The 22976-nt window shown below is 66.3% G+C and carries 27 protein-coding genes; 14 read left to right on the top strand and 13 right to left on the bottom strand.

All coding sequences use genetic code 11. The features are described 5' to 3' along the window. The first annotated feature begins 12 nt into the window (after nt 1-12). Entirely contained in the window at nt 13-711 is a 699-nt protein-coding gene (locus VGV37_RS29455; protein WP_326883437.1) for a hypothetical protein, read from the top strand. 14 nt (nt 712-725) lie between these two features. Here the strand turns inward: VGV37_RS29455 and VGV37_RS29450 are convergent, their stop codons facing one another. Continuing rightward, nucleotides 726-1379 carry a PQQ-binding-like beta-propeller repeat protein gene (locus VGV37_RS29450; protein ID WP_326883436.1) on the bottom strand — a complete coding sequence of 218 codons (654 nt, stop codon included), beginning with the start codon at nt 1377-1379 and terminating at the stop codon, nt 726-728. 10 nt (nt 1380-1389) lie between these two features. Beyond that, nucleotides 1390-2610 carry a hypothetical protein gene (locus VGV37_RS29445; RefSeq protein WP_326883435.1) on the bottom strand — a complete coding sequence of 407 codons (1221 nt, stop codon included), beginning with the start codon at nt 2608-2610 and terminating at the stop codon, nt 1390-1392. Between the two features lie 245 nt (nt 2611-2855). Here VGV37_RS29445 and VGV37_RS29440 point away from each other — a divergent pair, with 245 nt between their 5' ends. The 5 genes from VGV37_RS29440 to VGV37_RS29420 all read left to right on the top strand — a co-directional run bounded on the left by VGV37_RS29440 (nt 2856) and on the right by VGV37_RS29420 (nt 6245). Further along, nucleotides 2856-3167, top strand: a complete 312-nt coding sequence (locus VGV37_RS29440; RefSeq protein WP_326883434.1) for a hypothetical protein — start codon at nt 2856-2858, stop codon at nt 3165-3167. After that, nucleotides 3164-3652 carry an SRPBCC domain-containing protein gene (locus tag VGV37_RS29435; RefSeq protein WP_326883433.1) on the top strand — a complete coding sequence of 163 codons (489 nt, stop codon included), beginning with the start codon at nt 3164-3166 and terminating at the stop codon, nt 3650-3652. The genes VGV37_RS29440 and VGV37_RS29435 overlap by 4 nt, the downstream gene beginning before the upstream one ends. Nucleotides 3653-3719: 67 nt before the next feature. After that, nucleotides 3720-4379 (top strand): glutathione S-transferase family protein, encoded by a 660-nt coding sequence (locus VGV37_RS29430; RefSeq protein ID WP_326883432.1) that lies wholly within the window; start codon nt 3720-3722, stop codon nt 4377-4379. A gap of 178 nt (nt 4380-4557) precedes the next feature. Further along, complete coding sequence (locus VGV37_RS29425; protein ID WP_326883431.1) at nt 4558-5316, top strand: SDR family oxidoreductase; 759 nt, start codon at nt 4558-4560, stop codon at nt 5314-5316. After that, on the top strand, nt 5313-6245 hold the full coding sequence (locus tag VGV37_RS29420) for a sigma-70 family RNA polymerase sigma factor (protein ID WP_326883430.1): 933 nt from the start codon (nt 5313-5315) through the stop codon (nt 6243-6245). Before VGV37_RS29425 ends, VGV37_RS29420 begins: the two co-directional genes overlap by 4 nt. On the opposite strand, the gene VGV37_RS29415 is transcribed toward VGV37_RS29420, so the two are convergent. After that, nucleotides 6235-7134, bottom strand: coding sequence for a LysR family transcriptional regulator (locus VGV37_RS29415; protein WP_326883429.1), 900 nt, complete (start codon nt 7132-7134; stop codon nt 6235-6237). The genes VGV37_RS29420 and VGV37_RS29415 overlap by 11 nt on opposite strands. Before the next feature lie 102 nt (nt 7135-7236). On the opposite strand from VGV37_RS29415, the gene VGV37_RS29410 reads away from it, so the two are divergent. Further along, complete coding sequence (locus VGV37_RS29410; RefSeq protein WP_326883428.1) at nt 7237-8226, top strand: zinc-dependent alcohol dehydrogenase family protein; 990 nt, start codon at nt 7237-7239, stop codon at nt 8224-8226. A 53-nt stretch (nt 8227-8279) separates the two neighbouring features. Here the strand turns inward: VGV37_RS29410 and VGV37_RS29405 are convergent, their stop codons facing one another. From VGV37_RS29405 to VGV37_RS29395, 3 genes are read right to left on the bottom strand one after another with little or no spacing between them, the layout of a single operon-like run. Beyond that, nucleotides 8280-8753: an SRPBCC family protein gene (locus VGV37_RS29405; protein WP_326883427.1), complete on the bottom strand. Its 474-nt coding sequence runs from the start codon at nt 8751-8753 to the stop codon at nt 8280-8282. After that, the gene (locus VGV37_RS29400) at nt 8750-9103 is read right to left on the bottom strand and encodes a metalloregulator ArsR/SmtB family transcription factor (protein WP_326883426.1); all 354 of its coding nucleotides are present in this window, start codon (nt 9101-9103) and stop codon (nt 8750-8752) included. Before VGV37_RS29400 ends, VGV37_RS29405 begins: the two co-directional genes overlap by 4 nt. Beyond that, the gene (locus VGV37_RS29395) at nt 9100-9798 is read right to left on the bottom strand and encodes a glutathione S-transferase family protein (RefSeq protein ID WP_326883425.1); all 699 of its coding nucleotides are present in this window, start codon (nt 9796-9798) and stop codon (nt 9100-9102) included. The genes VGV37_RS29400 and VGV37_RS29395 overlap by 4 nt, the downstream gene beginning before the upstream one ends. A gap of 149 nt (nt 9799-9947) precedes the next feature. Between VGV37_RS29395 and VGV37_RS29390 the strand changes: the two genes are divergently transcribed. Both VGV37_RS29390 and VGV37_RS29385 read left to right on the top strand, forming a co-directional pair. Then, nucleotides 9948-10514, top strand: a complete 567-nt coding sequence (locus VGV37_RS29390) for an XRE family transcriptional regulator (protein ID WP_326883424.1) — start codon at nt 9948-9950, stop codon at nt 10512-10514. A 4-nt stretch (nt 10515-10518) separates the two neighbouring features. After that, nucleotides 10519-11046, top strand: a complete 528-nt coding sequence (locus VGV37_RS29385; protein ID WP_326883423.1) for a GNAT family N-acetyltransferase — start codon at nt 10519-10521, stop codon at nt 11044-11046. A 6-nt stretch (nt 11047-11052) separates the two neighbouring features. On the opposite strand, the gene VGV37_RS29380 is transcribed toward VGV37_RS29385, so the two are convergent. Then, nucleotides 11053-11994 (bottom strand): AraC family transcriptional regulator, encoded by a 942-nt coding sequence (locus VGV37_RS29380; RefSeq protein ID WP_326883422.1) that lies wholly within the window; start codon nt 11992-11994, stop codon nt 11053-11055. Between the two features lie 86 nt (nt 11995-12080). On the opposite strand from VGV37_RS29380, the gene VGV37_RS29375 reads away from it, so the two are divergent. Then, entirely contained in the window at nt 12081-12932 is an 852-nt protein-coding gene (locus VGV37_RS29375; RefSeq protein WP_326883421.1) for an NAD(P)H-binding protein, read from the top strand. A 33-nt stretch (nt 12933-12965) separates the two neighbouring features. Here the strand turns inward: VGV37_RS29375 and VGV37_RS29370 are convergent, their stop codons facing one another. Then, nucleotides 12966-15014, bottom strand: coding sequence for a mechanosensitive ion channel family protein (locus VGV37_RS29370; RefSeq protein ID WP_326883420.1), 2049 nt, complete (start codon nt 15012-15014; stop codon nt 12966-12968). A 128-nt stretch (nt 15015-15142) separates the two neighbouring features. Between VGV37_RS29370 and VGV37_RS29365 the strand changes: the two genes are divergently transcribed. Next, nucleotides 15143-15778, top strand: coding sequence for a 2'-5' RNA ligase family protein (locus VGV37_RS29365; RefSeq protein WP_326883419.1), 636 nt, complete (start codon nt 15143-15145; stop codon nt 15776-15778). Here VGV37_RS29365 and VGV37_RS29360 read toward each other — a convergent pair. Next, entirely contained in the window at nt 15775-16659 is an 885-nt protein-coding gene (locus VGV37_RS29360; protein ID WP_326883418.1) for a LysR family transcriptional regulator, read from the bottom strand. The two genes, VGV37_RS29365 and VGV37_RS29360, sit on opposite strands and share 4 nt — an antisense overlap. Nucleotides 16660-16756: 97 nt before the next feature. Between VGV37_RS29360 and VGV37_RS29355 the strand changes: the two genes are divergently transcribed. Then, entirely contained in the window at nt 16757-17755 is a 999-nt protein-coding gene (locus VGV37_RS29355; RefSeq protein WP_326883417.1) for an aldo/keto reductase, read from the top strand. A 139-nt stretch (nt 17756-17894) separates the two neighbouring features. Continuing rightward, nucleotides 17895-18251 (top strand): ArsC family reductase, encoded by a 357-nt coding sequence (locus VGV37_RS29350; protein ID WP_326883416.1) that lies wholly within the window; start codon nt 17895-17897, stop codon nt 18249-18251. Here VGV37_RS29350 and VGV37_RS29345 read toward each other — a convergent pair. Both VGV37_RS29345 and VGV37_RS29340 read right to left on the bottom strand, forming a co-directional pair. Next, nucleotides 18248-19099, bottom strand: a complete 852-nt coding sequence (locus tag VGV37_RS29345) for an alpha/beta hydrolase (RefSeq protein ID WP_326883415.1) — start codon at nt 19097-19099, stop codon at nt 18248-18250. The genes VGV37_RS29350 and VGV37_RS29345 overlap by 4 nt on opposite strands. A gap of 28 nt (nt 19100-19127) precedes the next feature. After that, nucleotides 19128-19631, bottom strand: coding sequence for a GFA family protein (locus VGV37_RS29340; RefSeq protein ID WP_326883414.1), 504 nt, complete (start codon nt 19629-19631; stop codon nt 19128-19130). Between the two features lie 244 nt (nt 19632-19875). On the opposite strand from VGV37_RS29340, the gene VGV37_RS29335 reads away from it, so the two are divergent. Beyond that, nucleotides 19876-21135, top strand: a complete 1260-nt coding sequence (locus VGV37_RS29335) for a dicarboxylate/amino acid:cation symporter (protein WP_326883413.1) — start codon at nt 19876-19878, stop codon at nt 21133-21135. 46 nt (nt 21136-21181) lie between these two features. Here the strand turns inward: VGV37_RS29335 and VGV37_RS29330 are convergent, their stop codons facing one another. Together VGV37_RS29330 and VGV37_RS29325 are read right to left on the bottom strand one after the other, a co-directional pair. Then, complete coding sequence (locus VGV37_RS29330) at nt 21182-22156, bottom strand: SDR family oxidoreductase (protein WP_326883412.1); 975 nt, start codon at nt 22154-22156, stop codon at nt 21182-21184. A gap of 65 nt (nt 22157-22221) precedes the next feature. Next, nucleotides 22222-22953, bottom strand: coding sequence for an amino acid ABC transporter ATP-binding protein (locus tag VGV37_RS29325; RefSeq protein ID WP_326883483.1), 732 nt, complete (start codon nt 22951-22953; stop codon nt 22222-22224). Between the last annotated feature and the right edge of the window lie 23 nt (nt 22954-22976).

The raw sequence follows: 22976 nt of genomic DNA, 5'->3' as shown, positions 1-22976 counted from the left end.
AGCAAGGTGGGAGTGCGGGAGCAGGCGGCCATCGCGATCGTCGCCAAGCACTTTTCTGCGAACCGGGAAAACGGAACCGGGGAGGCGCCCGACGCCTATATCACGATCGGCGGGAGGCGAATTGCCGTCACGGTCGCGGTGATCGAGCGCGCGCCGGCCGACCGACGCGACCTTGCGAAGCCACGTTTGCGGTTCGACAGGGTCGCATTGCGGCTTGTCGACCGGTTGCGAACCGCTTTGTCGGCGTCGGTCCCGGACGGCGAGGCGGTGGTCCTGACCGTGACGGCCCCCATACGCTTGCCGTCGAAGGCGGCGGCGGCGCTGGAGGGCAGGGTCCGGGACGGTCTCGCGCACCGGTCCGCGCCGCTGGCGATCGACGACACGATCTGCGGGAACCAGATCCGGGTCCGTCTCGTGAAAGGCATTTCGGGACGAACCGCAAAGGTGATCGGCTTCGTGCACAATCGCGAATCCGATCCGGACATTCTCCTGCATCTGACGCAGTCGATGCTCCGGCTCGCCGGTGCGGCAGCAGCGAAGCGTCCGCCGGAAAATTTCACCGGCGATCGGTGGCTCGTCCTCGACGATCAAGACGGCCTGCCGTCCGTCGAGACCTACCGGCAGGTCTATGCCCAGTTCGCCCCGTCGACCGACTTCAGAAAGATTCTGGTGGTGCTTGCCGGCGGACGGGTCGAAGCCCTGACCGAGTGACGGCGGCGCCGCGTTCAAATGCCGTCAAGGCGGCCGCGGCTGGGCCTGCGGATGGCTCTCACCTTCCCGCTGGTGCCGCCGCCGCAGAAGAATCGATCGCCACCATCGGACTCGAGCCCCGACACGCCCACGCCGGCCGGCATTTCGAGACTTTCCAGCACCTCGCCCGTATCGGGATCGATCCGCCGTACGTCGCTCTCGTCGCCTTCCCAGGTGCCGTGCCACAGCTCGCCGTCGGTCCAGGTGACGCCGGTGACGACGCGGTTGGACTCGATGGTGCGCAGGATCTCGCCTGTTTCCGGATCGATCTTATGGATCTTCCGGGCTCGGTGCTGGCCGACCCAGAGCGCCCCTTCGGCCCATGCGAGCCCTGAATCGCCGCCATCGCCGGGCGCCGGGATCGTGGCGAGCACCTGGCCGGTCTTGGGATCGATCTTGTGAATGCGATCCTCGGCGATTTGGAACAGATGCTGGCCGTCGAAGGCCGTTCCGGCATGCGAGGCGACATCGATCGAGCGCCGCACCTCTCCGCTGGCCGGATCCAGGGCGTTCAGCTTGTCGCCGGTGGCGAACCAGACGTGCTGGCCGTCGTACGTCACCCCATTCACCCGGTCGATGCCGGGAAAGGGGCCATATTCGCAGAGAATTTCGGCTGCTGATCGTTTCATGATGTCCATCCTAATCGCTGGGCAGCGGGCCGGGGAGTAACAAGACTGTCGGGAATCCCGGCACCGGCGGGGTAATCCAGCGACGCGCCCGCCCGCGACCGAACGACTGCACCTTGCCGGCGGTCGCAAGCGCATCGAGCGCCCGCTGCACGGTGCGCGAGCTGGCGCCCAGTGCAATCGCCAGGGCCGAACTCGACCAGGATTCGCCATCCGCGAGGAAGGCCAACACCGCCGCGTACTGTTCCTCGACGGGCGGTGCCAATACGACGATCTCGCGTGCCTGGCGTGGGGCCAAGGCAAAGCCGTCCTTCGTCGCGCTTACCTCCGCCAGAGACCGAAGCTCGACGCGCAGCCGCCCGACTTCGACGCGCAACCGGGCGCGATGCGACTCATCGGCATGCTTCGCGCGGAAGGCCCGGGCGACGAGCGTGCCTCGCGACACGTCGGCCGGCCAGGCCTCGCCCAGCGCGCGGGCGAGCGCGAACAGGACGGGGCGCGTCGCGAGCGAGACCATTGTCGCCGCGTCCCGCACCATATGGCGGCACGCGTCCACGACGAGCACCCCCGACGCCAGCAGCGCTTCGACGTCGGCGAGCAGCAGGGGGCGCTCCTCGCCCCGTGCGATCAGCCGGGCGGCAGGGGTGGTCAGGACGAGAGATGCGGTTTCAACCTCTGCCGTCAGCGCGGGGATATCCGCGGCGCGCGCGGCCTTCCGGGCTCGGGCCAGCGCCGCGTGCGCCTCCTGCGTCCGCAGGCGCCGGATCGCGATGCCCGCGACCACCAGCTCATGGGCGGCCTGCGACGCGGGGGGCAGCGGCGTGGGATCGAGTTGGGCGATCAGGCGCTCTGCCTCGTCGAGCTGACCGATCAGCAACAGACGCCGGATTTCGAGATTGCGCGCATGGGCGGCATTGACGTGGTCGCCGTGCGCTTCGAGCGTCGCCCGCGCCATGTCGAGCGCCTTGGCAGGCCACCCCAGGTCGCGCGAGACGAGGGCGATCTCGGCCTCGGCAACGACACACCGCGCACGGGCCATCGTCTCTTTCGGACCGAACGCGCGGGCGGCCTGGCGAAGGAGGTTCTTCGCGCGAACGAGATCGCCGAGCTGCGCCATCGCGATGCCCCGGAGTGCCAGCGCAGGCGCGTCGTCGCGCAGGGCGACCCGCTTCAAGGCGCCGAGCAGATCGCCGGCCGCAAGCGCGCGCGCTGCGGCTGTAATCAGCGAGTCCATTGGAATCCCGCCACACTTGTAACTCCCTCCGTTCGCTACCTGGCGCCAATCTACCCCAAGATCAGCAAGCGGCACGTCGTCTCGCGAATGCAACGGATGACGGCGGCGGGAGAAGAACGATGACGACACACTCCATGTCCCCGGCGAACGCAGCGAGACGTGCGTCTGGTGGTGCCGCCACGACGATTGCGACGAGCGGGGCGCGAACGCATGACCCGACCAGGCTCCATTGCAGGAGAGAGGACATGAGCAATGCTCACCGCGACGAGAGCGATGTCCGCCATGAAAACGGCAAGACGGCAGTCCTCGGGGCCGCCGACTGGCTATGCCTCGCGGCCGCCCCGACTTTCGCTCTCATGGCGCTGTTGACGGGTGTTCTCGGAAGCGGCCGGCCGGATCTGCTGTGCTCGGCCATGCCGGGCGCGTCGGCGCTCGGCGGAATGGTTCCGATGTACGTGCTGATGAGCGCCTTCCATTCCGCCCCCTGGCTGAAGCGGATCGCCAGCCGGGTCCCTGCTTCCCGGCCTCGCGACCGCCTCGAGGGCATCAAGTCATGAACCACGCCGCATTGAGGAGCCCTACGCAGGACATCGTGGTCGATGGTGCGTTTCCGCACGCGCCGGAGGCGTTTTGGAAAGCGCTCACGACCGGCGAACTGATCGGCCGTTGGCTGCAGATGACGCCGACGGGATTCGAGCCGGTGAACGGCACGCGGTTCACCTTCCAGACGACGCCCGCCGGCGTCTGGGACGGTGTCATCCGCTGCCGGGTGTTGGAAACGGTTCCGAACGAGCGCCTCGCCTATGCCTGGAGCAGCGGTCACGCGGCAAACGTCGGATATGGCTCGCCCATGGACACCGTCGTCACGTGGAGCCTTGCGGCTGCCGAAGGCGGCGGCACGCGCCTTCGTCTCGTCCATTCCGGCTTCCTGCTGCCGAAGAACGAGACGGCTTTCAATAACATGGGCCAGGGCTGGAAGAAGGTCGTCCGGAATCTCGACGTCGTCGCGGCCGAACAGACCCTGGAAATTTCACGACGCTAAGGCGCCCGCCGCGATTGCGGGTGCGCCACTTGACGAAACACCACCCACCAAACGCAAAGGAACAAAAATGGACAACATCATCGTCACAGGATTCCGCTGGGCTCCGCCGTTCGCCCAGGGGCTGGTGCGCGACGTGCGCGTGCGCTGGACGCTGGAGGAGGCCGGTCGTCCCTATGAAGCCAGGCTGATCGATTTCGGCGATCTCAAATCGGATGCTTATCGTCAGCAGCATCCCTTCGGGCTGGTACCGGCCTGCGAGATCGAGGGACGGGGATTGTTCGAATCGGGTGCGATCGTCCACCACATCGCCGCGGACGTCGAGGCTCTGATGCCCGCCGACCGGCACGAACGCGTCAACACCGTCACCTGGATGTTCGCGGCACTGAACACGGTCGAGCCGCCGATCCAGAACCTGTTGTCGATCGACCTGCAGCATGGCGATGAACCATGGGCGAAGCTGCGGCGGCCCGGTGCCGTCGACGAGGTGAACGTCCGACTGGGCGCGCTCGCCGCCTGGCTCGACGGGCGCGACTATCTGGTCGATCGCTTCACCGTGGCGGACATCCTGATGACGACCGTGCTGCGGTTCATCCGGCATACCGATCTGGTGACCGGATTTCCCGTGCTCGATGCCTACGTCAAGCGTTGCGAGGCGCGGCCGGCCTTCCAGAGGGCGTTGCGCGATCAGATGGCGGACTACGCCCGCAACGCCCCAGCCGCAGCCTGACAGCTTGGCAACCATGGCGTTGCCGACAGACCTCTTCGAAGGGGTCGTCGGCAACGCCAATACAAATCGCGCTTAGTATTTGACGTATCCTCGATCCGGCACCTGGTTTCGATGATGGGCTGGCTCCTTTCGCACGCCTCGATCGTCTTAGCTACTCCCCGACATCGGAGTAGAAGCGATGAACCTCACAGGTAAGAATGTCGTCGTCACCGGCGGAAGCCGCGGCCTTGGTCTTGGCATGGTCGAAGCGTTGGTCGCGCGCGGCGCGCGTGTGACGGCCATCGCCCGCGATGGCGCCGCGCTGGAAGTGGCCGGCGCTCGGCTGGGCGTTGCCACGATCTGTGCCGACGTGACCGACGAGACCGCCGCCCACCGTATCCTTGCCGAAGTCCGCCCGGACATCCTGGTGCTGAACGCCGGCACGCCGCCGCGGATGGCTCGGCTGGACAAGGTGAACTGGGCGGATTTTACGGCACCTTGGGAGACCGACGTGAAGGCCGGGCTCTATTGGCTGCAAGCGGTTCTCAACCTGCCGCTCGCCCCTGGCAGCCGCGTCCTGGTGGTATCGAGCGGGGCGGCTCAGCACGGGTCGCCGATGTCGGGCGGCTATGGTGGCGCCAAGCGCATGCTGTGGTTCATGGCGGAATATGCCGATACCATCTCCAAGCAAAAGGATCTCGGCGTGCGCTTCCAGACGATCGTGCCGCAGCAGATGATCGGCGGCACCGGCGTCGGCGATGCGGGCGCCAATGCCTACGCGCGCGCCCTGGGCGTCACGCCCGAGGCATTCCTGACGCGCTTCGGCGCACCGATGACGCCTCGGGACTTCGGCGAGAAGGTCGCTTCCGTGCTGGACGACCCGAAATACCTAGGGGGCTCCGCTTTCGGGCTGAAGGGCGACACGGGGATCACCATGCTTCAGGAGGCGACGGCTTGAGTGCAGGACGGCCTTCGCCGGACTGCGGCCGCCGGGCAGGGCTCATCGCCCTGGCCGGCGACTTGCGCCCGGAATTGCACCGCTATTGCGCGCGTCTCATGGGATCGGTCATCGATGGCGAGGATGTGGTGCAGGACGCGCTCGTCAGGGCCGTCGCGGCGCTGCAGGAGCTGGAAGAAGCGCCGCAGCTTCGGCCGTGGCTGTTCCGGATCGCCCACAACCGGGCCCTCGATCTGCTGCGCGGCCGGGCGGTCCGTCACGCCGAGCCGATCGATGCGGCCTCAGGCGTCGTCGACCTGGCCACCCCCGATCCGGTCGATCGGCTGCTGCGTCAGGAAGCGGTCCAGATCGCGGTATCGCGTTTTGCGGAGTTGCCCGTCGCTCAGCGGAGCGTCGTGATCCTAAAGGACGTGCTCGACGAATCGCTGAACGAGATCGCCACCCTCCTCGATCTGACGGTCGATGCGGTGAAGGGCCATCTGGCGCGAGGTCGCGCGCGCCTGAGGGAGATCAATGTCCAGGCCGGCAGATTTCCCGACGTGCGGCCGGCGTCGGCGGCGGTGGCGCGCTATGTGGCGCTTTTCAACCAGCAGGATTGGGATGGCCTGCGGGCGCTCCTGGCCGATGACGTCAAGCTCCATCAATCCCTCCATCCGCTTCGCGTCGGCCGGGCGGATGTCGGTCTGTTCTTCACCATCTACGCCCAGGTGGCCGGCGTCAGGCTCGCTCCGGCTTGGCTCGAGGATCGCGAAGTGATCGCGGTCTTCGAGGATCGCGCCGATCCGAAGCCCGGCTACGTGATGTGGCTGGAGTGGCGCAGCGGCCGGATCAGCTTCATTCGCGACTACCGCTATGTGCGTTATGTCGTCGCCGACGCAAAGCTGGCACTGGCGCCATGGCCCGGTGACGCCAGGACCATCACGTCATGAACCCGGGCAATGCGGCCGCCAGCGCATCGATGGCAAGGCGGACCTTCAGCGGCAGGCGAGGCGCCTTCAGCCATAGCGCATAGCCGTCGTAGAGGAATTCCGGCTGATCCGGCAATAACGAGACGAGCGCGCCTGCCTGGATGCGCTCGCGAACCAGCCAGGACGGCAGCCAGGCCAGCCCCATTCCGGCGACCGCCAGATCGGCGATGGCGTCGAGATCGTCGAGCCGCAATCGGCTGGCCGGCGCAATCTCCGCCGGCGGTTGGCCCGCGCGTGGAAACAGCCATGGGCGGACCCGGCCCGACCGGCGATAGACGATGGCCTGGTGCCCGCCCAGATCCTCGATCTGCCGCGGCCACCCGTGCTTGTCGAGGTAGGCCGGCGACGCACAGACGACCATGCGCTGGCGGGCGATGCGCCGCGCCACCACTCCGGCCTTCTCCTCCGGATCGCCGGTACGGATGGCAAGATCGTAGCCGTCCTCCGCAAGGTCGACGAAGCGATCGTTGAACGACAGGTCGAGTTCGAGCGTCGGATATTTCTGCGCGAGTTCCATGAGGATGGGGGTGACGCAGCGGCGACCGAACAGTGCCGGCATGGTGACGCGCAACTTTCCGCGCGGCTCGGACAGTTGCTCGGCCGCGAGCGCATCCGCAGCGTCGGCTTCGGCAAGGATCACCCGGCAGCGCTCGTAGTAGGCCCGGCCGAACTCCGTCAGGCTCTGGCGGCGGGTGGTCCGGGCGATGAGCGGCACCCTCAGCCGATCTTCGAGGAACCGGACATGCTTGCCGACCATCGGTCCGGACAGGTCGAGCGCGGCCGCGGCGGCGGCGAACGAGCCCAGGTCCACGGCTTTGACGAACACGGCCATGCTCATGAGACGATCCATGATTGAGAACCTCTGGTTTCTACTGTCTCGCTCAGGGCGCCATATATCCGGCAGATGGTCGGTGAGACAACTCATTCGGTAAAATTGTGATGGAGTTTACCGATGACACGGGTCGTTCGTTTTCATGAGCATGGTGGCCCCGAAGTTCTGCGCATCGAGGACGTCGACACCCGGGACCCCGGTCGCGGAGAGGTTCAAATCCGCGTCAAGGCGCTGGGCCTCAATCGGGCCGAAGCCTTGCTTCGGTCGGGCAACTACATCGAGACGCCGCCGCTACCGTCCGGCCTTGGTCTCGAAGCTGCGGGCCTCGTCGAGGCGGTTGGGGCCGGTGTGGACGATTTCGTGCCCGGCGAGGCCGTCAGTGTCGTGCCGCCGCTGTCGATGGTCCGCTGGCCGGCCTATGGCGAGCTTGCGACATTCCCGGCCCGGCACGTCGTCAAGCATCCACCCTCGCTCGGTTGGGAAGCGGCGGCAGCCGTCTGGATGCAGTATCTCACCGCGTATGGCGCGCTGATCGATCTTGCCAGACTCCGGCGAGGCGACTTCGTGGTCATCACCGCGGCATCGAGCAGCGTCGGGTTGGCCGCGATCCAGATTGCCCGCAAAGTCGGCGCCACGCCGATCGCGGTCACCCGGACGTCGGTCAAGAGGCAGGCCTTGCTCGACGCCGGTGCCACCCATGTCATCGCGCTCAAAGAGGAAGATCTTCCGGTCCGGCTGGCGGAAATCACCGGTCCGACGGGCGTTCGGGTCGTGTTCGACCCGATCGGCGGTCCCCTGTTCGAACCGTTGACGGCCGCGATGTCACCGGGCGGCATTCTCATCGAATATGGTGGCCTCAGCCCCGAGCCGACGCCGTTCCCGCTGTTCACCGTACTCAGCAAGTGCCTGACGCTGCGCGGCTACCTCGTCCATGAGATCATCGGCGATCCCGTCCGATTGGAAGCCGCCAAGGCGTTCATCCTCGGCGGGCTCGCGTCGGGGTCGCTCCGGCCGGTGATCGCCAGAACCTTCCCGTTCGACCAGATCGTCGAGGCTCACCGGTTTCTGGAGTCGAACGAACAGTTCGGCAAGATCGTCGTGACGATTTGACGTGGGGCCTCGCAGGCCCTCGGGCAGGCGCCGGCCGCCGATCCCTTGCCGGATCAGTGTCGGCCGATGCCGTCTTCGAGTTCCAGCGCGATCCGATCGAACAATTCTTCGGTGCCGTGGATACGGTCTTCCAGCGAATAGTGACCGTCCAGGAAGGCGATCTGTTCCGTGAAGATCATGCGCGTGCCGACGTCGCAGGGCTGGAACAGCACGGTGGCGAGCGAGGCCGACCCGCGGACCCCGTCGACGTGGATGTCGTAGGCGTAGATGATGCGCTCGTCGGCAACGATGTCGAGATAATGGCCTTGCAACAGGTGGACACGACCGTCCGGCGAGACGATCCGGTTGGTCTCCGAGCCCTGCGGCCGAAAGTCCAGACTGTAGGCCGTATTCACCATGTCGCCGTTGCACGCGGCCCACCGGCGTTTCGATTCCGGGGTCGACCAGGCGCGGAACACGCGTTGGGGTGAGGCCTTCAATCGACGCTCGATGACGAAAGTATGATGGGCAACGGACCGCTGGCTCATGCTTGCTCTCCTTCGTGGGCTTCTTCGGCCAGAAATGATTCCAATTGATCGAAGCGGCGATTCCAGGCCGCCTTTCGAACGGCGACCCAACGCTCGATCATCGTCAGCGCGTCGGGCGTCATGCGGTAGGTGCGAACGCGCCCGGTCTTGTCCGACTGCACCAGGCCGCCGGATTCGAGCACGGCGAGATGCTTCATGACAGACGGCAACGCCATGGCGAACGGGGCGGCCAGTTCCTTCACCGAGGTCGGTCCGGCACTCAGCCGGTCGACCAGGTCGCGGCGGGTGGAGTCGGCCAATGCATGGAACATCCGGTCGAGTATCGCCGGTTGGAATTCGGTTTGCATCATGGGGCCGCCGCCGCGTCGTCGATCAGCAGGTGGGCGGGAATGTCGGCGGCAAACGGATACAGATGGAAATACGGCCGCGCCTCGGCGAGCGTCCGCCTGAAGGACCGGCGCTCGGTCAGGCGATCGAAATAGGCCGCGACATTCGGGTAGGCGCCGGAGAATGGCGCGACGATGCCGGCATAGAACAGGGCCGGCGCTGCCGCGCAATCGGCCATGGAGAACGCGTCGCCGATGACCCAGGTCTTGTCGGCCATCCGCCGGTCGAGCATGGCATAGGCGGTTCGCAGCATCGCGCGGGCTTCATCGACGCCGAGCGGGTCTTTCCCGCCGTCCGCCCGACGATGGTCGCTGACGATCTTCTGCATCGGGGCATGTATGTAGAAATCGAAGAAGCGATCCCACAGCCGCGTTTCCAGACGGAGCGCCTCGTCCAGGGGCAGCAGCGGCTGCGCGCCTGGATAGTGCTGATCCAGATATTCGATGATGATCGTGGTTTCCGGCAGCGTGTGGCCCAACCGCTCGTCGCGCAGCACCGGGATCTTGCCGAGTGGCCAGAGCGCGAAGAATTCAGTCCGGCTTTTCTCGTCGCCGTAATCGACGATCGCGCCGCGGAACGGCGTGCTGTTCTCGTAGAGCGCGATCAGCACCTTGTGACAGAACGAGGCGAGCGGGTGATGGTGCAGGGTCAGGGACATCTGATTCCTCGGCAGGAGTGTGACAGTTATCTATACGGATAACTAAAGTCTTTTCATCGGCGGCGCAAGGAAAAGTTTTCCAAATGGATTACTATTCTCTGTGGGCGGCACGCCTTGCATTTTCCGAAATCGTAAAATAAAAGAGACGTATGGCTACTTTAGAAGATAATTCCGGCACGCAGATCGCGCGTCGCCTGCGCCTCGAGCGCGATATGCGCGGCTGGTCCTTGGCTGACCTCGCGGAGCGCTCCGGCGTTTCCAAGGCGACGATCAGCAAGATTGAGCGCGAGGAAGTCAGCCCGACCGCGGTGATCCTGGTACGGCTGGCCGGCGCGTTCGACTTGACCCTCGCCGGTCTGCTGCTGCGGGCCGAGGGGGAGGGACAGCGCCTGTCCCGTGTCGCCCAGCAGCCGGTCTGGCGCGACCCCGCGACCGGCTATCGGCGTCGGCAGGTGTTCAGCCGGCCGGATCATCCGCTGGAGATCGTGCAGGTCGAATTGCCCGCCGGCCAGCGGGTCGTGCTGCCCGCCTCGTCCTACGCCCATATCCGCCAGGCCGTCTGGGTCCAGGCGGGCGATCTCGTCATCCTCGAAGGCGGCGACCGGCTTGTGCTCGGCGTCGGCGACTGCCTGGGTTTCGGCCCGCCGATCGAGGTGACGTTCGCCAATGAAACCAACGTGCCCTGCATCTATGTCGTCGCCCTCGTCCGGAGCTAGCATCATGTCGGAAATCACCATCGCGCCCCTGAGCGCCGTGCCGGAAATCTGCGGCATGCTGAGCCGGCTGCTGGTCGAGGTCGTGGCGAACGGCGGCTCCGTCGGCTTCATGTACCCGCTCAGCCTGGAGGCGGCCGATGCCTTCTGGCAGGGCTCCCTCGCTGCCGCGGCCCGGGGCCAGCGGATCATGCTGGGCGCCTTCGACGACGGACAGGTCGTCGGGACCGTCACCCTGCTGCTCGATTGCCCGCCCAACCAGCCGCATCGGGCCGAAATCGCCAAGATGATGACCCGTGTGAGCCATCGTGGGCGCGGCGTGGCGACGGCGCTGATGCAGGAGGCCGAACGGCTGGCCGTCGAGCGGACGCGCAGCCTGCTGGTACTCGACACTGCGTCCGAAGGCGGGGCCTCCACACTCTATGAGCGGCTGGGCTTCACCCTGGCCGGCGTGATTCCGGACTATGCGCTGAAGCCGCACGGTGGCTTGACCGGAACCATGGTCTATTGGAAGCGTCCAGCCGAAGCCTGCTGAACGACCTCATCCGACCTGGCGCAGGCGGTGCTGGCCAGGGGCGATGCCGCGTACACGCTTGAACGCCTTGGCGAAGGCGAACTCGTTGTCGTAGCCAACCCGAGGAGCGACGGCGGCGATGCGCTCGCCCTGTTCCAGAAGACCGGCCGCCACCGTCATGCGCCAGCGCGTCACATAGGCGAGCGGGGGCTCGCCGACGGCATGGTTGAACCGGCGGGCGAAAGCCGCGCGCGATACGCCGGCATGCCGCGCCAGGGATTCGACCGTCCAGGGGCAGGCCGGATCGTCATGGATGGCCCGAACCGCCGGGCCGACGACGGCGTCTTGCAATCCGCCGAACCAACTTCGGGCACTGCCGTCGTCCTGCCGGATGAGCCAAGTCCGCAGCGCATAGACGAACAGCAGGTCGACCAGCCGGTCCACCACCAGGGCCGAGCCGGACTGGATGCCCGCGGCTTCGGCGGCCAGCAATAGCACGGCCGCGCTCAGCGCCCCGTCGCCTGTCGGGATATGCAACAGGTCGGGCAGTCCGCGCAGCAGCGGATTGGTCCCGTCCGGCCCGAAAGAATAGGACCCGCAGAACAAGGTCGTCGGATCGCCGTCGCCCGAGGGCAGCATGACCCGCTGTCCGGGCGCCAGGTCGGCGACCCGTTCCGCAAGTTCGATGGCCGGCGTGTCCGGTCGGTCGCCCAACGTGTGTCCCGTGCCATGGGGCAGGACGATGACATCGCCGGGGCCGAGCATGATCGGCGCGTCCGTGCCGTCCAGCCTGACCCAGCACCACCCGCCGGTCACGACGTGGAAGCCGGCGCGATGACCGGTTTCCGGGCCGAAATGCAGGGCCCAGGGCGCGCGCAGTTCGGTCCGGGCCGACATGGCGCTGCCCAGATGGACGGCTTCGAGCACCTGAGTCAGGACATCGAAGCGGGAATCGAGACGTTCGAACATGGATTGTAGCTTCTCACGCATTCATCCGATCGCCAACCCGCCCTACGGTGTGGCGACATCGTCACTGCTTCAGGATGAACAACACCATGACCGAGACCGTTCTCGTACTCGGCGCCACCGGCAAGACTGGTCGCCGCCTGGTTCCCCGTTTGATCGCCGCGGGGGCTATGGTCCGCAGCGCCAGCCGTCGCCCCGGCGAGGGGCGCACGTTGTTCGACTGGGATCGGCCCGACACCCATGACGCATCGCTCACGGGTGCGGACGCCGTCTATCTGATCGGTCCCGAGCTGGTCGAGGATCCGTCTGCCGTGGTCGGCCCGTTCCTGGAGCGTGCCAGGCGGGCGGGGGTGAGGAAGCTCGTCGCGCTCTCGTCGATGGGCGTCGAGTTTCCGCGCGAGCCGTCCGGCTCCGGACGGCGCACGGTCGAGCAGCTGGTCATGGCGTCCGGACTGGCCTGGACCCTGCTGCGGCCGACCGGCTTCGCCCAGAATTTCTCCGAGGGATTCCTGCTGCCCGGCATCCTGCAGGCCGGCGCGGTGGCGACGGCGACCGGCGACGGCTCTGTCGCCTTCGTCGATGCCGACGATATCGCGGCGGTCGCGGCGGCGGTGCTGACCGAGCCCGGCCATGCCGAGGCCATCTACGCGATCACCGGGCCCGAGGCGTTGAGCTTCGCGCAGGCGACTGCGATCATCGGCGGTGCTGCTGGCCGGCCGATCGCCCACCGCAGGATTTCTTCGGACGAACTGACCCACCTCCTGCTGGGTTTTGGCCTTCCGCCCGCCTACGCGGCGATGGTGGTCGGCGACCAGGAAGCGATCCGCGACGGCGAGGGCGCGCGCGTGACGGATGTGGTCGCCCGGGTCACCGGCCGGCCGGCGACGCCGTTCGCCGAGTATGCCGCCCGGGCGGCAAATGCCTGGGTCCGTCCGCAATGACCTGAAGCCGACTGCGGCATCCGCTCGCCCGGTTCACAGTGGATTGGATGCCGTGGCCGGTGGCGTGGCAAAGGCGATGCCAGCCCCTGCGAACCGCAGGATGATCTGCCGCAGCGCCTGACGACGCAGGTAGGACGGGCGGATCGGGCGGGCGGTGAATTTGCAGCGGATCATGATCGCGCCCTGGGTCACGTCGGCCACGCCCTGCATCTTCAGCGGCTCGATGAAATCGCCACCGATCTCGGGGTCTTCGAGAAACGACAGGCCGAGCTGCTTGATGGTCTTGCGGACCAGTTCCAGATCGCTGTCCGGTGCGACATGAAGGTTGAACTTCACGATCGCCCAGTCGCGGCTGCTGTTGGTCACCGCCTGGATCTGACCGAACGGGATGGTATGGACCAGCCCGCTCTGGTGGCGCAGGCGGACCGAACGGATCGAGATCGCCTCGACTGTTCCTTTGAGGCGGCCGGTGTCGATGTATTCGCCCAGCCGGAACGCGTCGTCGATCAGGAAGAACAGGCCGGCGATGACGTCGCGTACCAGTGCCTGCGCGCCGAAGCCCAGCGCGATGCCGACGACGCCGGCGCCGGCGAGCAGCGGGCCGATGTCGACGCCCAGGTCGCCCAGCGCGATCACCGTGCCCAGGAAGAAGATGGCGATGGCGAGCGTGTTGCGGATCAGCGGCAGCAGGGTCGCGAGCCGCGTCATGCTCGTCTCGACCGCGACATCCTCGTCGCCGGCGCCACCGCTGCCATGGGGGGCGTGTGCCTTGAGAAAGCCGCCGATCGCGCTCCAGACCAGCCAGGCGATGGCCAGGGTGACGCTCGCCCGAAAGGCGGGCCGCAACACCGCGGCGGTGATGCCGCCGGTATTGGGGTCGAACACGTCGAAGCCCCACAGACGGGTCAACCAGGCGAGCCCGCCGATCAGGACGGCCAGATCGACGGCGCGATTGACGACGGGACGCCACCAGTGCGACCGGGCGTGGCGGCCATATTCATGGATGAAGCGCTGCTTCGCGGCCCAGGACAAGGACATGCCGACGATGACGACCTGGAGCGCCGACGCGGCGCCGCTCGTGTTCGCGCTGTTGCCCAGGGCATATTGCTCGAGTGCCAGCAGGAACAGCACGACCGACAGCACGATGAACAACCAGTGCCAGAGGGCGGCTGCCAGCCGGCGCCCGGCGCTCGGATGCTCGCCGCCGGCCAAGATGATCGCGGCCGAGACGGGGGCGGCGATGTGCAGGAACATCGCGGTCTTGTACAGCGTGACCACGATGCCGAGCGCCAGTGCCGCATCCAGTACCAGATCGCGATCGTTGCCGATCCGCCCGACGAGCCAGACGGCCGGAACCAACACCATGGCGTAAGCCAGGTAGACGCTGAGCCAGCGAGACACGCGGCGTGCGCCCGGGTCGTCCAGGTAGAGCGGTCGCGCCCAGCCGAGGCCGGGGGCGACGACCAGCGCCAGAAAGGCGGTGGCGATCCGCCAATTGATCGCACTGGCAACGATCTGGGCAGCCATGGCGGTCAGCAGCGCGGACCCCTGGCCCAGCAGGCCGCCGCCGAGCCGAATAGCGACGACGAATGCGGCCAAGCCGCCGGCGATGCTCACGAAATGCCGTCCGAAGGCGGCGTGGAGCGGCGTCCCGGCCGGGATGCGCAGCCGGCCGACGAGCGCGGGCAAGACGGCTCGAACCGCAAGTTCGAGGGTCAGCGCACCGATTACGGCCAGGATGATCTTCGGCCAGAAACCATGATCGTCGACCCCTTCCGCGGCGAGCTCTGCGCGCCACATCCGCGGCAGATCGAGCAGGGCCGGTGCCTTGGGTACCGCGCGTCGCAGGCTGAGCCGGATCTGCTGAACGATCGGTTCTTCCGCCGGGACGGCCTTCGCGTCGGGAACGATCGCGGCCCCTTTGTCCTGCAGGCTGCCGACGAGTTCGCGTACCTGCCCGGCGGTCATGCCGGGCGGCAGCTGCAGCACGATCGCCGGTTCGCTCGCGCTCGCGGCGACTGCCGCGGACAGGGGAAAGAACAGGAGCAGGATCGAAAAGGAAAGCCTCAGCCAACCCAGCACCGTATCGCCCCTCCTGTGCATCGCCGGTTGAGCCCGGCGCGAATTCAAAATGCCACAAGTCATCGTCGCCGCAGCATCTTGCTTTGCAGCCCTGGAGCTACATCTCTTGTGAAAGCGAGGAAACGCCGATGGCACGGAGTCGCGCGAACGATCCCAACCAGCAGCAGCTGGATCTCGGTGATCAATATCTGAACAGACCCCTGGCCGCGGAGGGGGACAATGTCTACTTCGCGATGCTGCCGGATCCCATGACGGCGGCACGGATCGGGAGGTACTTGGACGGCCTGAAGACCGAGCGGGGGTTCGTCGAATCGCCCCGTCCCGCCCGCGTGCTGCATATTTCGCTTTGCCCGCTCGGCCTTTATCAGAATCTCTCTCTCAAGCGCCTCGACGATGCGATGCAGGCAGCCTCGCTCGTCCGGCACCATCGTTTCGATATCGCGTTGGATCGCCTCATTAGCTTCGGCAGCAAGCAGAATCCGTCGCTGGTTTTCGCGGGTGACGACGGGACGGTCGGGGTCTCCGATCTTTACGAGGCTCTGCGAAAGGCACTCGCACGCCTTCGTCCGAGGCTGAGTATTCCGAAGGCGATCAAGCCGCACCTGACAGGTTTTTATCGCGGGGCAATACCCAAGGAAATCTTGCTGGAATCGCCGTTCAAATGGACGGCCCATGAATTCGTGCTCGTCCGCAGTTGCCGGGGGCAATCGCGCCTGGAGCCGCTCGGAAGCTGGCCGCTGATCGATCCGAGCCGTTCCATTTAGCGACCCTGCAGCATATCGATGAGCGCCCGCAATGCCGGCGGCATCTGGCGTCGACTGGGGTAGTACAGGAAAAGCCGTGCCGTCGATTGGCACCAATCGTCCAGCACGGTCACGAGGCGTCCTGCTGCGATCGCGTCGCGGGCATGCCCCTCGGACAGGTAGGCGAGGCCCGCCCCGTCGAGCGCCGCCCGCAACATGACCTCATCGTCGTCGAGGACGAGCGGCCCATCGACCGTCACGGTCAAAGCCTGTCCGTCCCGTTCGAATTCCCAGGCGTAGCGGCTACCGCTCGGAAAGCGCCGGCAGATGCAGGCATGTGCCATCAGGTCGCGCGGTTCGGCGGGAATGCCGCGCGCGGCGATATGGCCCGGCGCGGCGACCACGACGAAGCGTTGCGGCCGGCCGATCGGGACCGCGATCATATCGCGGGCGAGGCTTTCGCCGAAGCGCACGCCGGCGTCGAACCCTTGGCCGACGACGTCGACCAGCAGGTCATCCGTGACGATTTCCAACTGGACCCGGGGATAGGCCGCGGTGAAATCCGCAAGGATCGGGGCCAGCAGGAAACGGGCGGCGAGGCGCGGCACGTTCAGGCGCAACGTCCCGGCCGGCACATCCTGAAAGCTGTTCAGCGCCGCAAGCGCGTCGGCGATCTCGGCCAGCGCCGGATCAAGCCGGGCCAGCAACTGCCGGCCTGCCTCAGTCGGCGTGACGCTGCGCGTCGTCCGGTTGAGCAGGCGGACTCCCAGCCTGTCTTCCAGGCTGCGCAATGCGTGGCTGAGCGCCGAGGCGGAAACGCCGCGCTCGACCGCAGCCTTGCGGAAGCTGCGGTGACGGGCGACAGCCGCGAAGGCATCCAGCTCGGAGAGATCAGACGTCAACTGATGAGGCTCATTCAGTAGTTCGTTCGGAATAGCGGTGCTTATAGCATCGTATGATCATCCCGATCTTCTCCTTGGATCAACGAGGAGAAGCGATATGAAAACGCGTCGATTGGGAAACTCGGACCTGTCGGTATCCGCCGTCGGCCTGGGCTGCATGGGTATGAGCTTCGCCTATGGCGGCAGCGATGACGCGCGGTCCGTCCGCACGCTTCACCGTGCCGTGGAACTGGGCGTCACCCTGTTCGACACGGCCGAGGTCTACGGCCCCTTCATCAACGAGGAACTGGTCGGCCGGGCGCTGAAGCCGATGCGCGACAAGGTGGTCATCGCGACCAAGTTCGGCTTCAGGATCCGGGCGGAGGGCGAGGGTGTCGCCCGTATGGCCGGCGTCGACAGCCGGCCCAGCCATATCCGCGAGGCGGTCGAGGGATCGTTGCGGCGGCTCGGCGTCGAAACCATCGATCTCCTGTACCAGCATCGCCTCGATCCGGCGGTGCCGATCGAAGAAGTGGTGGGCGAGATGGCGACGCTGGTAGCAGAAGGCAAGGTCCGCGCCCTGGGCCTGTCGGAGGTGGGATCGAGCACGATCCGCCGCGCCCATGCCGTCCATCCGATCGCGGCGGTGCAGAGCGAATATTCGCTGTGGAGCCGCGAGCCGGAAGCCGACGTCCTGCCGGTGTGCCGGGAACTCGGCATCGGCTTCGTGCCCTATAGTCCACTCGGCCGCGGGGCATTGACCGGCGCGATCAGGACCCGCGACGCGCTGGCGAGCGATGATTTTCGTCGCCGGGTGCCGCGGTTCGACGAGGCCAATCTCGCCGCCAATCTGGCCCAGGTCGACGCTTTGGAGCGGATCGCGGCCACGAAGAACGCGTCGGCCGCACAGTTGGCCCTGGCGTGGCTGCTGCACCAGGGCGACGCGATCGTGCCAATACCTGGCGCCCGACAACTCGCCCATGTCGAGGCCAACGCCGCGGCCGCCGACATCGTGCTGACGGCCACCGACTTGAAGGCGATCGAGGCGGCCACACCTGCCGATGCCGTCGCCGGCGCACGCTATGGGGCCGGCGAACTGGCGCTGATCGATCGGTAGAATGTCTGGGCAGGGGAGGCCCGGCGGCATGGCCGTCTGCCTCCCCACTCTCTTGAAGCGTTGCCGGTTCGTCCGTACCGTCGGTCCATCATCCATTCCGGCATGACGCTGGGCAACCGAACGGGACGAGCACACGACCATGACCAAGCCGGTCACGATCCACGGCATCAAGAATTGCGACACGATGAAGAAGGCGCGGGCCTGGCTGGAAGCGCAGGACGTCGCCTACGCCTTTCACGACTACAAGACCCAAGGCATTGCCCGCGAGACGCTGCAGGCCTGGGCGCGCGCGGTCGGCTGGGAGGTTTTGCTCAACCGGGCGGGGACGACGTTCCGCAAACTGCCGGATGCGGACAAGGAGGATATCGGCGAGGCGAAGGCGATCTCGCTGATGCTGGCCCAGCCTTCGATGATCAAGCGCCCGGTGCTGGACGTCGGCGGCTCTTTGCTGGTGGGCTTCAAGCCGGCGGAATATGAAGCGGCGCTTGGCCGCTAGCCGTCGGCGAACCCGCGTCGCCAGGCGCCGCGTCCGACGGCCGAGAAAAAGTCACCGGTGACCTGGTTGAACGCGGCGGGCTCTTCGAGGTTGATCGCGTGGCCGGTGTTCGGCGCCATCCAGAGGCCGGCGTTCGGCAGGTGCCGCTTGAGGTAGAGGCTCGCTTCGACACAGGGCTCGTCCTCGTCGCCCACCGCGACCAGCACCGGCAGGCGAAGCCGTCGCAGTTCGGCCTCGAACGACCAGAGCGAGGGCCGGCCGGCCTGGTAGCGCGCCATGGTGTGGCTCGAGCCCTCGGCCGAATGTTCGCGCAGATGGCTCATGAATTCCGCCCACGCGCGGGGGTCCTTGCGCTTGAGCTGGATGCGGGTCGGGCTGTGGCCGATCACCTCGGCGAGGGCGGCGCTGCCCAGTTCCAGGAAGGCCTGTGCCGTGTTCTTCGCGTCCCGGATGAAATTCGCGCGCAACGATGGCGGCGAGCCCGATCCGCAGGCGGCCGCCACGATCGCGCTGACCCGGTCCGGATGGCGCATGCCGAAGGCGAGTGCGGTATAGGCGCCCATGCTGAGTCCGACCAGATGGGCCTTGTCGATCTTCAGCCCATTCAGCATCGCCAGCAGATCGTCGCGTGAGGACTCCCAACCATAGCGGACCGCATCGGCCGGCACGTCGGACGGCGGATAGCCGCGCGCGTTGAAGGCGATGCAGCGGTAGTCACGCGAGAAGGCCCTGAGTTGGTGCTCCCATTCGCGCGCATCCGCGGCGAACTCGTGCACGAAGACGATCGGATAGCCGCTTCCGGTTTCCTCGTAGTACAGCCGGGCGTCGGCCTGGTCGATGAAGGGCATGGCTCTACTTCCTCGCGATCGTCCGTGGTCAGTCGAAATCCGTCGCGCCGTCGAACGGCTTTTTCTTCTTCGGGCGCTCCCACATGACGCCGGGATAGCCTTTCAAGGGGCCCAGCGGTTCGCCGGTATAGGCCCACGTCGGCGCCTCTTCGATCGCGATGTGGTAGCGAGGCTCCCGGCCGGTGCGATTTTCGAACAGCGCGCGGGGAACGTTCACCATCTGCGGCGCTCGTGGCCGCTCGTAGAAAAGCGGCGTCCCGCATCGGGTGCAGAAGCTTCGAGCCGTTCCTGTCGCCTCGTCTTCGAAGCGGGTGATATCGGCGATGCCCATGGTGATGCGGAAACGGCTACGCCAACTGCCGACATAGGTTGCGTAGGCGGCACCGTGCGCACGTCGACTCGCCTCGGAATGATCGTGCCACGCCCAACGCGCCGGGACGTCGATCTCCAGACTTACCTTGCCGCAAACGCATTGACCCCGGGCGACCGTCCCGCCCGCCCTTCGCGGTTTTTCCGCTGTCACTTTCCCCATGCTGGTCCTCGGCCGATTGCAAATTTTCTCGCGTGTTCTCGGCAGGCTTTCACAAGTCCCTCGTCATCGCATCCTGGCTGGAAGGACATATCTGGCTTGCGGATATTAGTCTTGCTTTCAGGTCATAAGATTTTTTTGGGGGTCTGGACAGGACCGCAACATCCCTGCAACATCGGATGAAGCCTTCGCGGGTGCGGAGAGTGAAACGACCGAGCGGGGCGCTGCGACGATGAAATCAAGCCGAATGACTACTTACATTCTCGTCGCGATGGTGCTGGGCATCCTCGTGGGCGGCGCGATCCACTCCCAGGTCGCGGAGGCGGCGACCCAGAAACTCATCGCCGGTTACATCTCGTTCGGCAGCATGATCTTCCTGCGCCTGATCAAGATGATCATCGCGCCCCTGGTATTCTCGACCCTGGTCGTGGGCATCGGCCACATGTCCGATGCCGGCGCGGTCGGTCGGGTCGGCGGCAAGGCGATGCTGTGGTTCGTCAGCGCGTCGCTCGTATCGCTGACCCTGGGCCTGATCCTGGTCAACCTGTTCGAGCCGGGCGTGGGCGTGCACAAGGTGATCAGCGGTGCCGCCACCGGCATCGACGCCCATGCCATGTCCCTCGACGGCTTCGTGAAGCACGTCTTCCCGGATTCGGCATTCCGCCCGATGGTCGAGAACGAGATTCTGCAGATCGTCGTGTTCTCGATCTTCTTCGGCGTCGCCTGCGCCTCGATCGGCGCCAAAGCCAGACTGGTGCTCGAAGGCATCGAAGGCATCTCGCACATCATCCTGCGCGTGACCGGCTATGTGATGAAGCTGGCACCGCTCGCCGTGTTCTGCGCCATGGCGGCGACGATCTCGACCAACGGCCTCGGCATCCTGGTCAACTACGCCAAGTTCATGGGCGAGTTCTATTTCGGCCTGGTCTGTCTGTGGCTGATCCTGGTGATCGTGGGCTTCCTGATCCTGGGGCCGAGCGTCAAGCGGCTGGTGGCCCTGGTGCAGGAGCCGTTCCTGCTGGCCTTCTCGACCGCCAGTTCCGAAGCGGCTTACCCCAAGATGCTGGAGCAGCTGGCGAAGTTCCCGGTCAGCCGCAAAATCTCCAGCTTCGTGCTGCCGCTCGGCTATTCGTTCAATCTCGACGGCACGATGATGTACTGCACCTTCGCGAGCGTGTTCATCGCCCAGGCCTACGACATTCCCCTCAGCCTCGGCACCCAGATCGCGATGCTGCTGACCCTGATGCTGACCAGCAAGGGCGTGGCCGGCGTGCCGCGCGCCTCGCTCGTGGTGATCGCGGCGACACTCAGCCAGTTCAGCCTGCCCGAGGAAGGATTGCTGCTGATCCTCGGCATCGATACGTTCCTCGACATGGGACGGTCGGCCACCAACGTCATCGGCAACTCGCTGGCGACGGCCGTGGTCGCCAAATGGGAAGGGCAACTGGTCACTGATGCCGATACGGAATCGATGATCGAGGAGATGGAAGTCCAGGCCGCCGCCTGATACGGCAACGGGCTCATGGGATGCGTCCCGTGAGCCCGCCCGCGGTCTATCGGCTGATGTAGCCGCCGATCACCGGCAGGATCTCGCCGGTGATGTAGCTGGAGCAATGGGACGAGGCGAGGAAGACGTAGGCCGGTGCGATCTCCTCCGGCTGTGCCGGCCGGCCCATCGGCGTGTCGGCACCGAACTGCGCCACCTCGTCGCTGTTCTTGTCTGCCGGGTTGAGTGGCGTCCAGACCGGCCCCGGCGCCACCGCATTGACCCGGATGCCGCGCGGGATCAGGTGGGTCGACAGCGAGCGGGTGAAGGCATGGATGGCGCCCTTCGTCGTCGCGTAATCCAGCAGATCCTTGTTGCCCATCAGACCGGTGACCGACCCGCTGTTGACGATGGCGCTGCCGGGCGGCATGTGTTCGATCGCTGCCTGGGCCATGTGGAAATAGCCATAGAGGTTGGTCTTCATCGTCATGTCGAAATGCGCCTCGGTCAGGTCTTCGAACCGGGGGACGTGCAACTGGAAGGCCGCGTTGTTGACCAGCACGTCCAGCCGGCCGAATTCCGCGACTACCTGGGCGACGGCCCCACGGCAGAATTGCCGGTCGCGGACGTCGCCGGAGATCAGCAGGCAGCGGCGCCCCTCGCGCTCGACCGCGGCACGGGTCGATGCCGCATCTTCGTGCTCGTCCAGATACAGCACCGCCAGATCGGCGCCCTCGCGCGCGAACAGGACTGCGACCGCACGGCCGATACCGGAATCGGCTCCGGTGACGATCGCGACCTTGCCGTCGAGCTTGCCGGATCCTTTGTAGAACGGCGCGTCGTACATCGGCGCCGGGTCGAGCAGGCTTTCGATGCCCGGCTTCTGCTGATGCTGTGCCGGCAGCGGCGGTGCCGGATAGGGGCGGGCACCGGCCTGCATCGCGCCCGGCTGTGGCTTGGTGGCCCGGGCGTCGGCTTCGGCAACCTGACGCTGGATGGCGCGATGTTCGTCGCTGATCGTGGTCTTGAGGGGCTCGGTCACGGCGGCTCCGATCTTGGTTCTGAGAGATCGGACCGCAACACCCGGGGGTTTCAGGCGGTTCCGGATCAGCCGTTCCAGCCCAGGTGCCCCAGGAAATCCCGGGTCCGCTCGACGGTCGGCGCGTCGAAGATCTGCTGCGGTGGTCCCTCCTCCAGCAGGCGGCCGCGCTCGAACACCACGATCCAGTTGGCGACCCGCCGGGCGAAGCTCATTTCATGGGTCACGACGATCATCGTCATGCCCTCCTCGGCGAGCGCGCGCATGACGTTCAGCACTTCGCCCACCGTTTCCGGGTCGAGCGCCGACGTGGGCTCGTCGAACAGCATGACATGCGGCTCCATCGCGAGCGCGCGCGCGATCGCGACGCGCTGCTGCTGGCCTCCCGACAGGTTCGCCGGATAGTTCGCCGTCTTGTCGGTGAGGCCGACCTTGGCCAGCAGCGCCCGGGCGCGATCCTGCGCCTCGGACACCGGCAGTTTCTTGACCGTGACCAGCCCCATCGCGACGTTTTCCAGCGCGGTCTTGTGCGGAAACAGCTCGAAGCTTTGGAACACCATGCCCATGCGCTGGCGGACCTTGCGGATCTCGGCCTCGGCCTTGGGCACCGGCCGGCCTTCGAAGCGGATCTCGCCGCTGTCGATGGTCTCGAGCGCGTTGGTACAGCGCAGCAGGGTCGACTTGCCGGAGCCGGACGGACCGATCAGACAGACGACCTCGCCCGGGTTGACGTTCAGCGAGACACCGTCGAGTGCGGTAAAGCCGCCATATTTCTTGCGCACGTCCTCATAGACGAGCATCGGCGCCTTGTCGGCATTCTTGC

It is taken from the genome of Aliidongia sp., from assembly GCF_035943795.1.
GTDB lineage: Bacteria > Pseudomonadota > Alphaproteobacteria > ATCC43930 > CGMCC-115725 > Aliidongia.
The sequence above is the reverse complement of the archived record's forward strand: the minus strand, read 5'-3'. Positions and strand labels throughout refer to the sequence as shown.

Coding starts and splice junctions, on each gene's coding strand:
- VGV37_RS29450 (WP_326883436.1), bottom strand. CDS start 1,379: ATGAAACGATCAGCAGCCGAAATTCTCTGCGAATATGGCCCCTTTCCC.
- VGV37_RS29445 (WP_326883435.1), bottom strand. CDS start 2,610: ATGGACTCGCTGATTACAGCCGCAGCGCGCGCGCTTGCGGCCGGCGAT.
- VGV37_RS29440 (WP_326883434.1), top strand. CDS start 2,856: ATGAGCAATGCTCACCGCGACGAGAGCGATGTCCGCCATGAAAACGGC.
- VGV37_RS29435 (WP_326883433.1), top strand. CDS start 3,164: ATGAACCACGCCGCATTGAGGAGCCCTACGCAGGACATCGTGGTCGAT.
- VGV37_RS29430 (WP_326883432.1), top strand. CDS start 3,720: ATGGACAACATCATCGTCACAGGATTCCGCTGGGCTCCGCCGTTCGCC.
- VGV37_RS29425 (WP_326883431.1), top strand. CDS start 4,558: ATGAACCTCACAGGTAAGAATGTCGTCGTCACCGGCGGAAGCCGCGGC.
- VGV37_RS29415 (WP_326883429.1), bottom strand. CDS start 7,134: ATGGATCGTCTCATGAGCATGGCCGTGTTCGTCAAAGCCGTGGACCTG.
- VGV37_RS29410 (WP_326883428.1), top strand. CDS start 7,237: ATGACACGGGTCGTTCGTTTTCATGAGCATGGTGGCCCCGAAGTTCTG.
- VGV37_RS29405 (WP_326883427.1), bottom strand. CDS start 8,753: ATGAGCCAGCGGTCCGTTGCCCATCATACTTTCGTCATCGAGCGTCGA.
- VGV37_RS29400 (WP_326883426.1), bottom strand. CDS start 9,103: ATGATGCAAACCGAATTCCAACCGGCGATACTCGACCGGATGTTCCAT.
- VGV37_RS29395 (WP_326883425.1), bottom strand. CDS start 9,798: ATGTCCCTGACCCTGCACCATCACCCGCTCGCCTCGTTCTGTCACAAG.
- VGV37_RS29390 (WP_326883424.1), top strand. CDS start 9,948: ATGGCTACTTTAGAAGATAATTCCGGCACGCAGATCGCGCGTCGCCTG.
- VGV37_RS29385 (WP_326883423.1), top strand. CDS start 10,519: ATGTCGGAAATCACCATCGCGCCCCTGAGCGCCGTGCCGGAAATCTGC.
- VGV37_RS29380 (WP_326883422.1), bottom strand. CDS start 11,994: ATGTTCGAACGTCTCGATTCCCGCTTCGATGTCCTGACTCAGGTGCTC.
- VGV37_RS29375 (WP_326883421.1), top strand. CDS start 12,081: ATGACCGAGACCGTTCTCGTACTCGGCGCCACCGGCAAGACTGGTCGC.
- VGV37_RS29365 (WP_326883419.1), top strand. CDS start 15,143: ATGGCACGGAGTCGCGCGAACGATCCCAACCAGCAGCAGCTGGATCTC.
- VGV37_RS29355 (WP_326883417.1), top strand. CDS start 16,757: ATGAAAACGCGTCGATTGGGAAACTCGGACCTGTCGGTATCCGCCGTC.
- VGV37_RS29350 (WP_326883416.1), top strand. CDS start 17,895: ATGACCAAGCCGGTCACGATCCACGGCATCAAGAATTGCGACACGATG.
- VGV37_RS29345 (WP_326883415.1), bottom strand. CDS start 19,099: ATGCCCTTCATCGACCAGGCCGACGCCCGGCTGTACTACGAGGAAACC.
- VGV37_RS29340 (WP_326883414.1), bottom strand. CDS start 19,631: ATGGGGAAAGTGACAGCGGAAAAACCGCGAAGGGCGGGCGGGACGGTC.
- VGV37_RS29335 (WP_326883413.1), top strand. CDS start 19,876: ATGACTACTTACATTCTCGTCGCGATGGTGCTGGGCATCCTCGTGGGC.
- VGV37_RS29325 (WP_326883483.1), bottom strand. CDS start 22,953: ATGCTCGTCTATGAGGACGTGCGCAAGAAATATGGCGGCTTTACCGCA.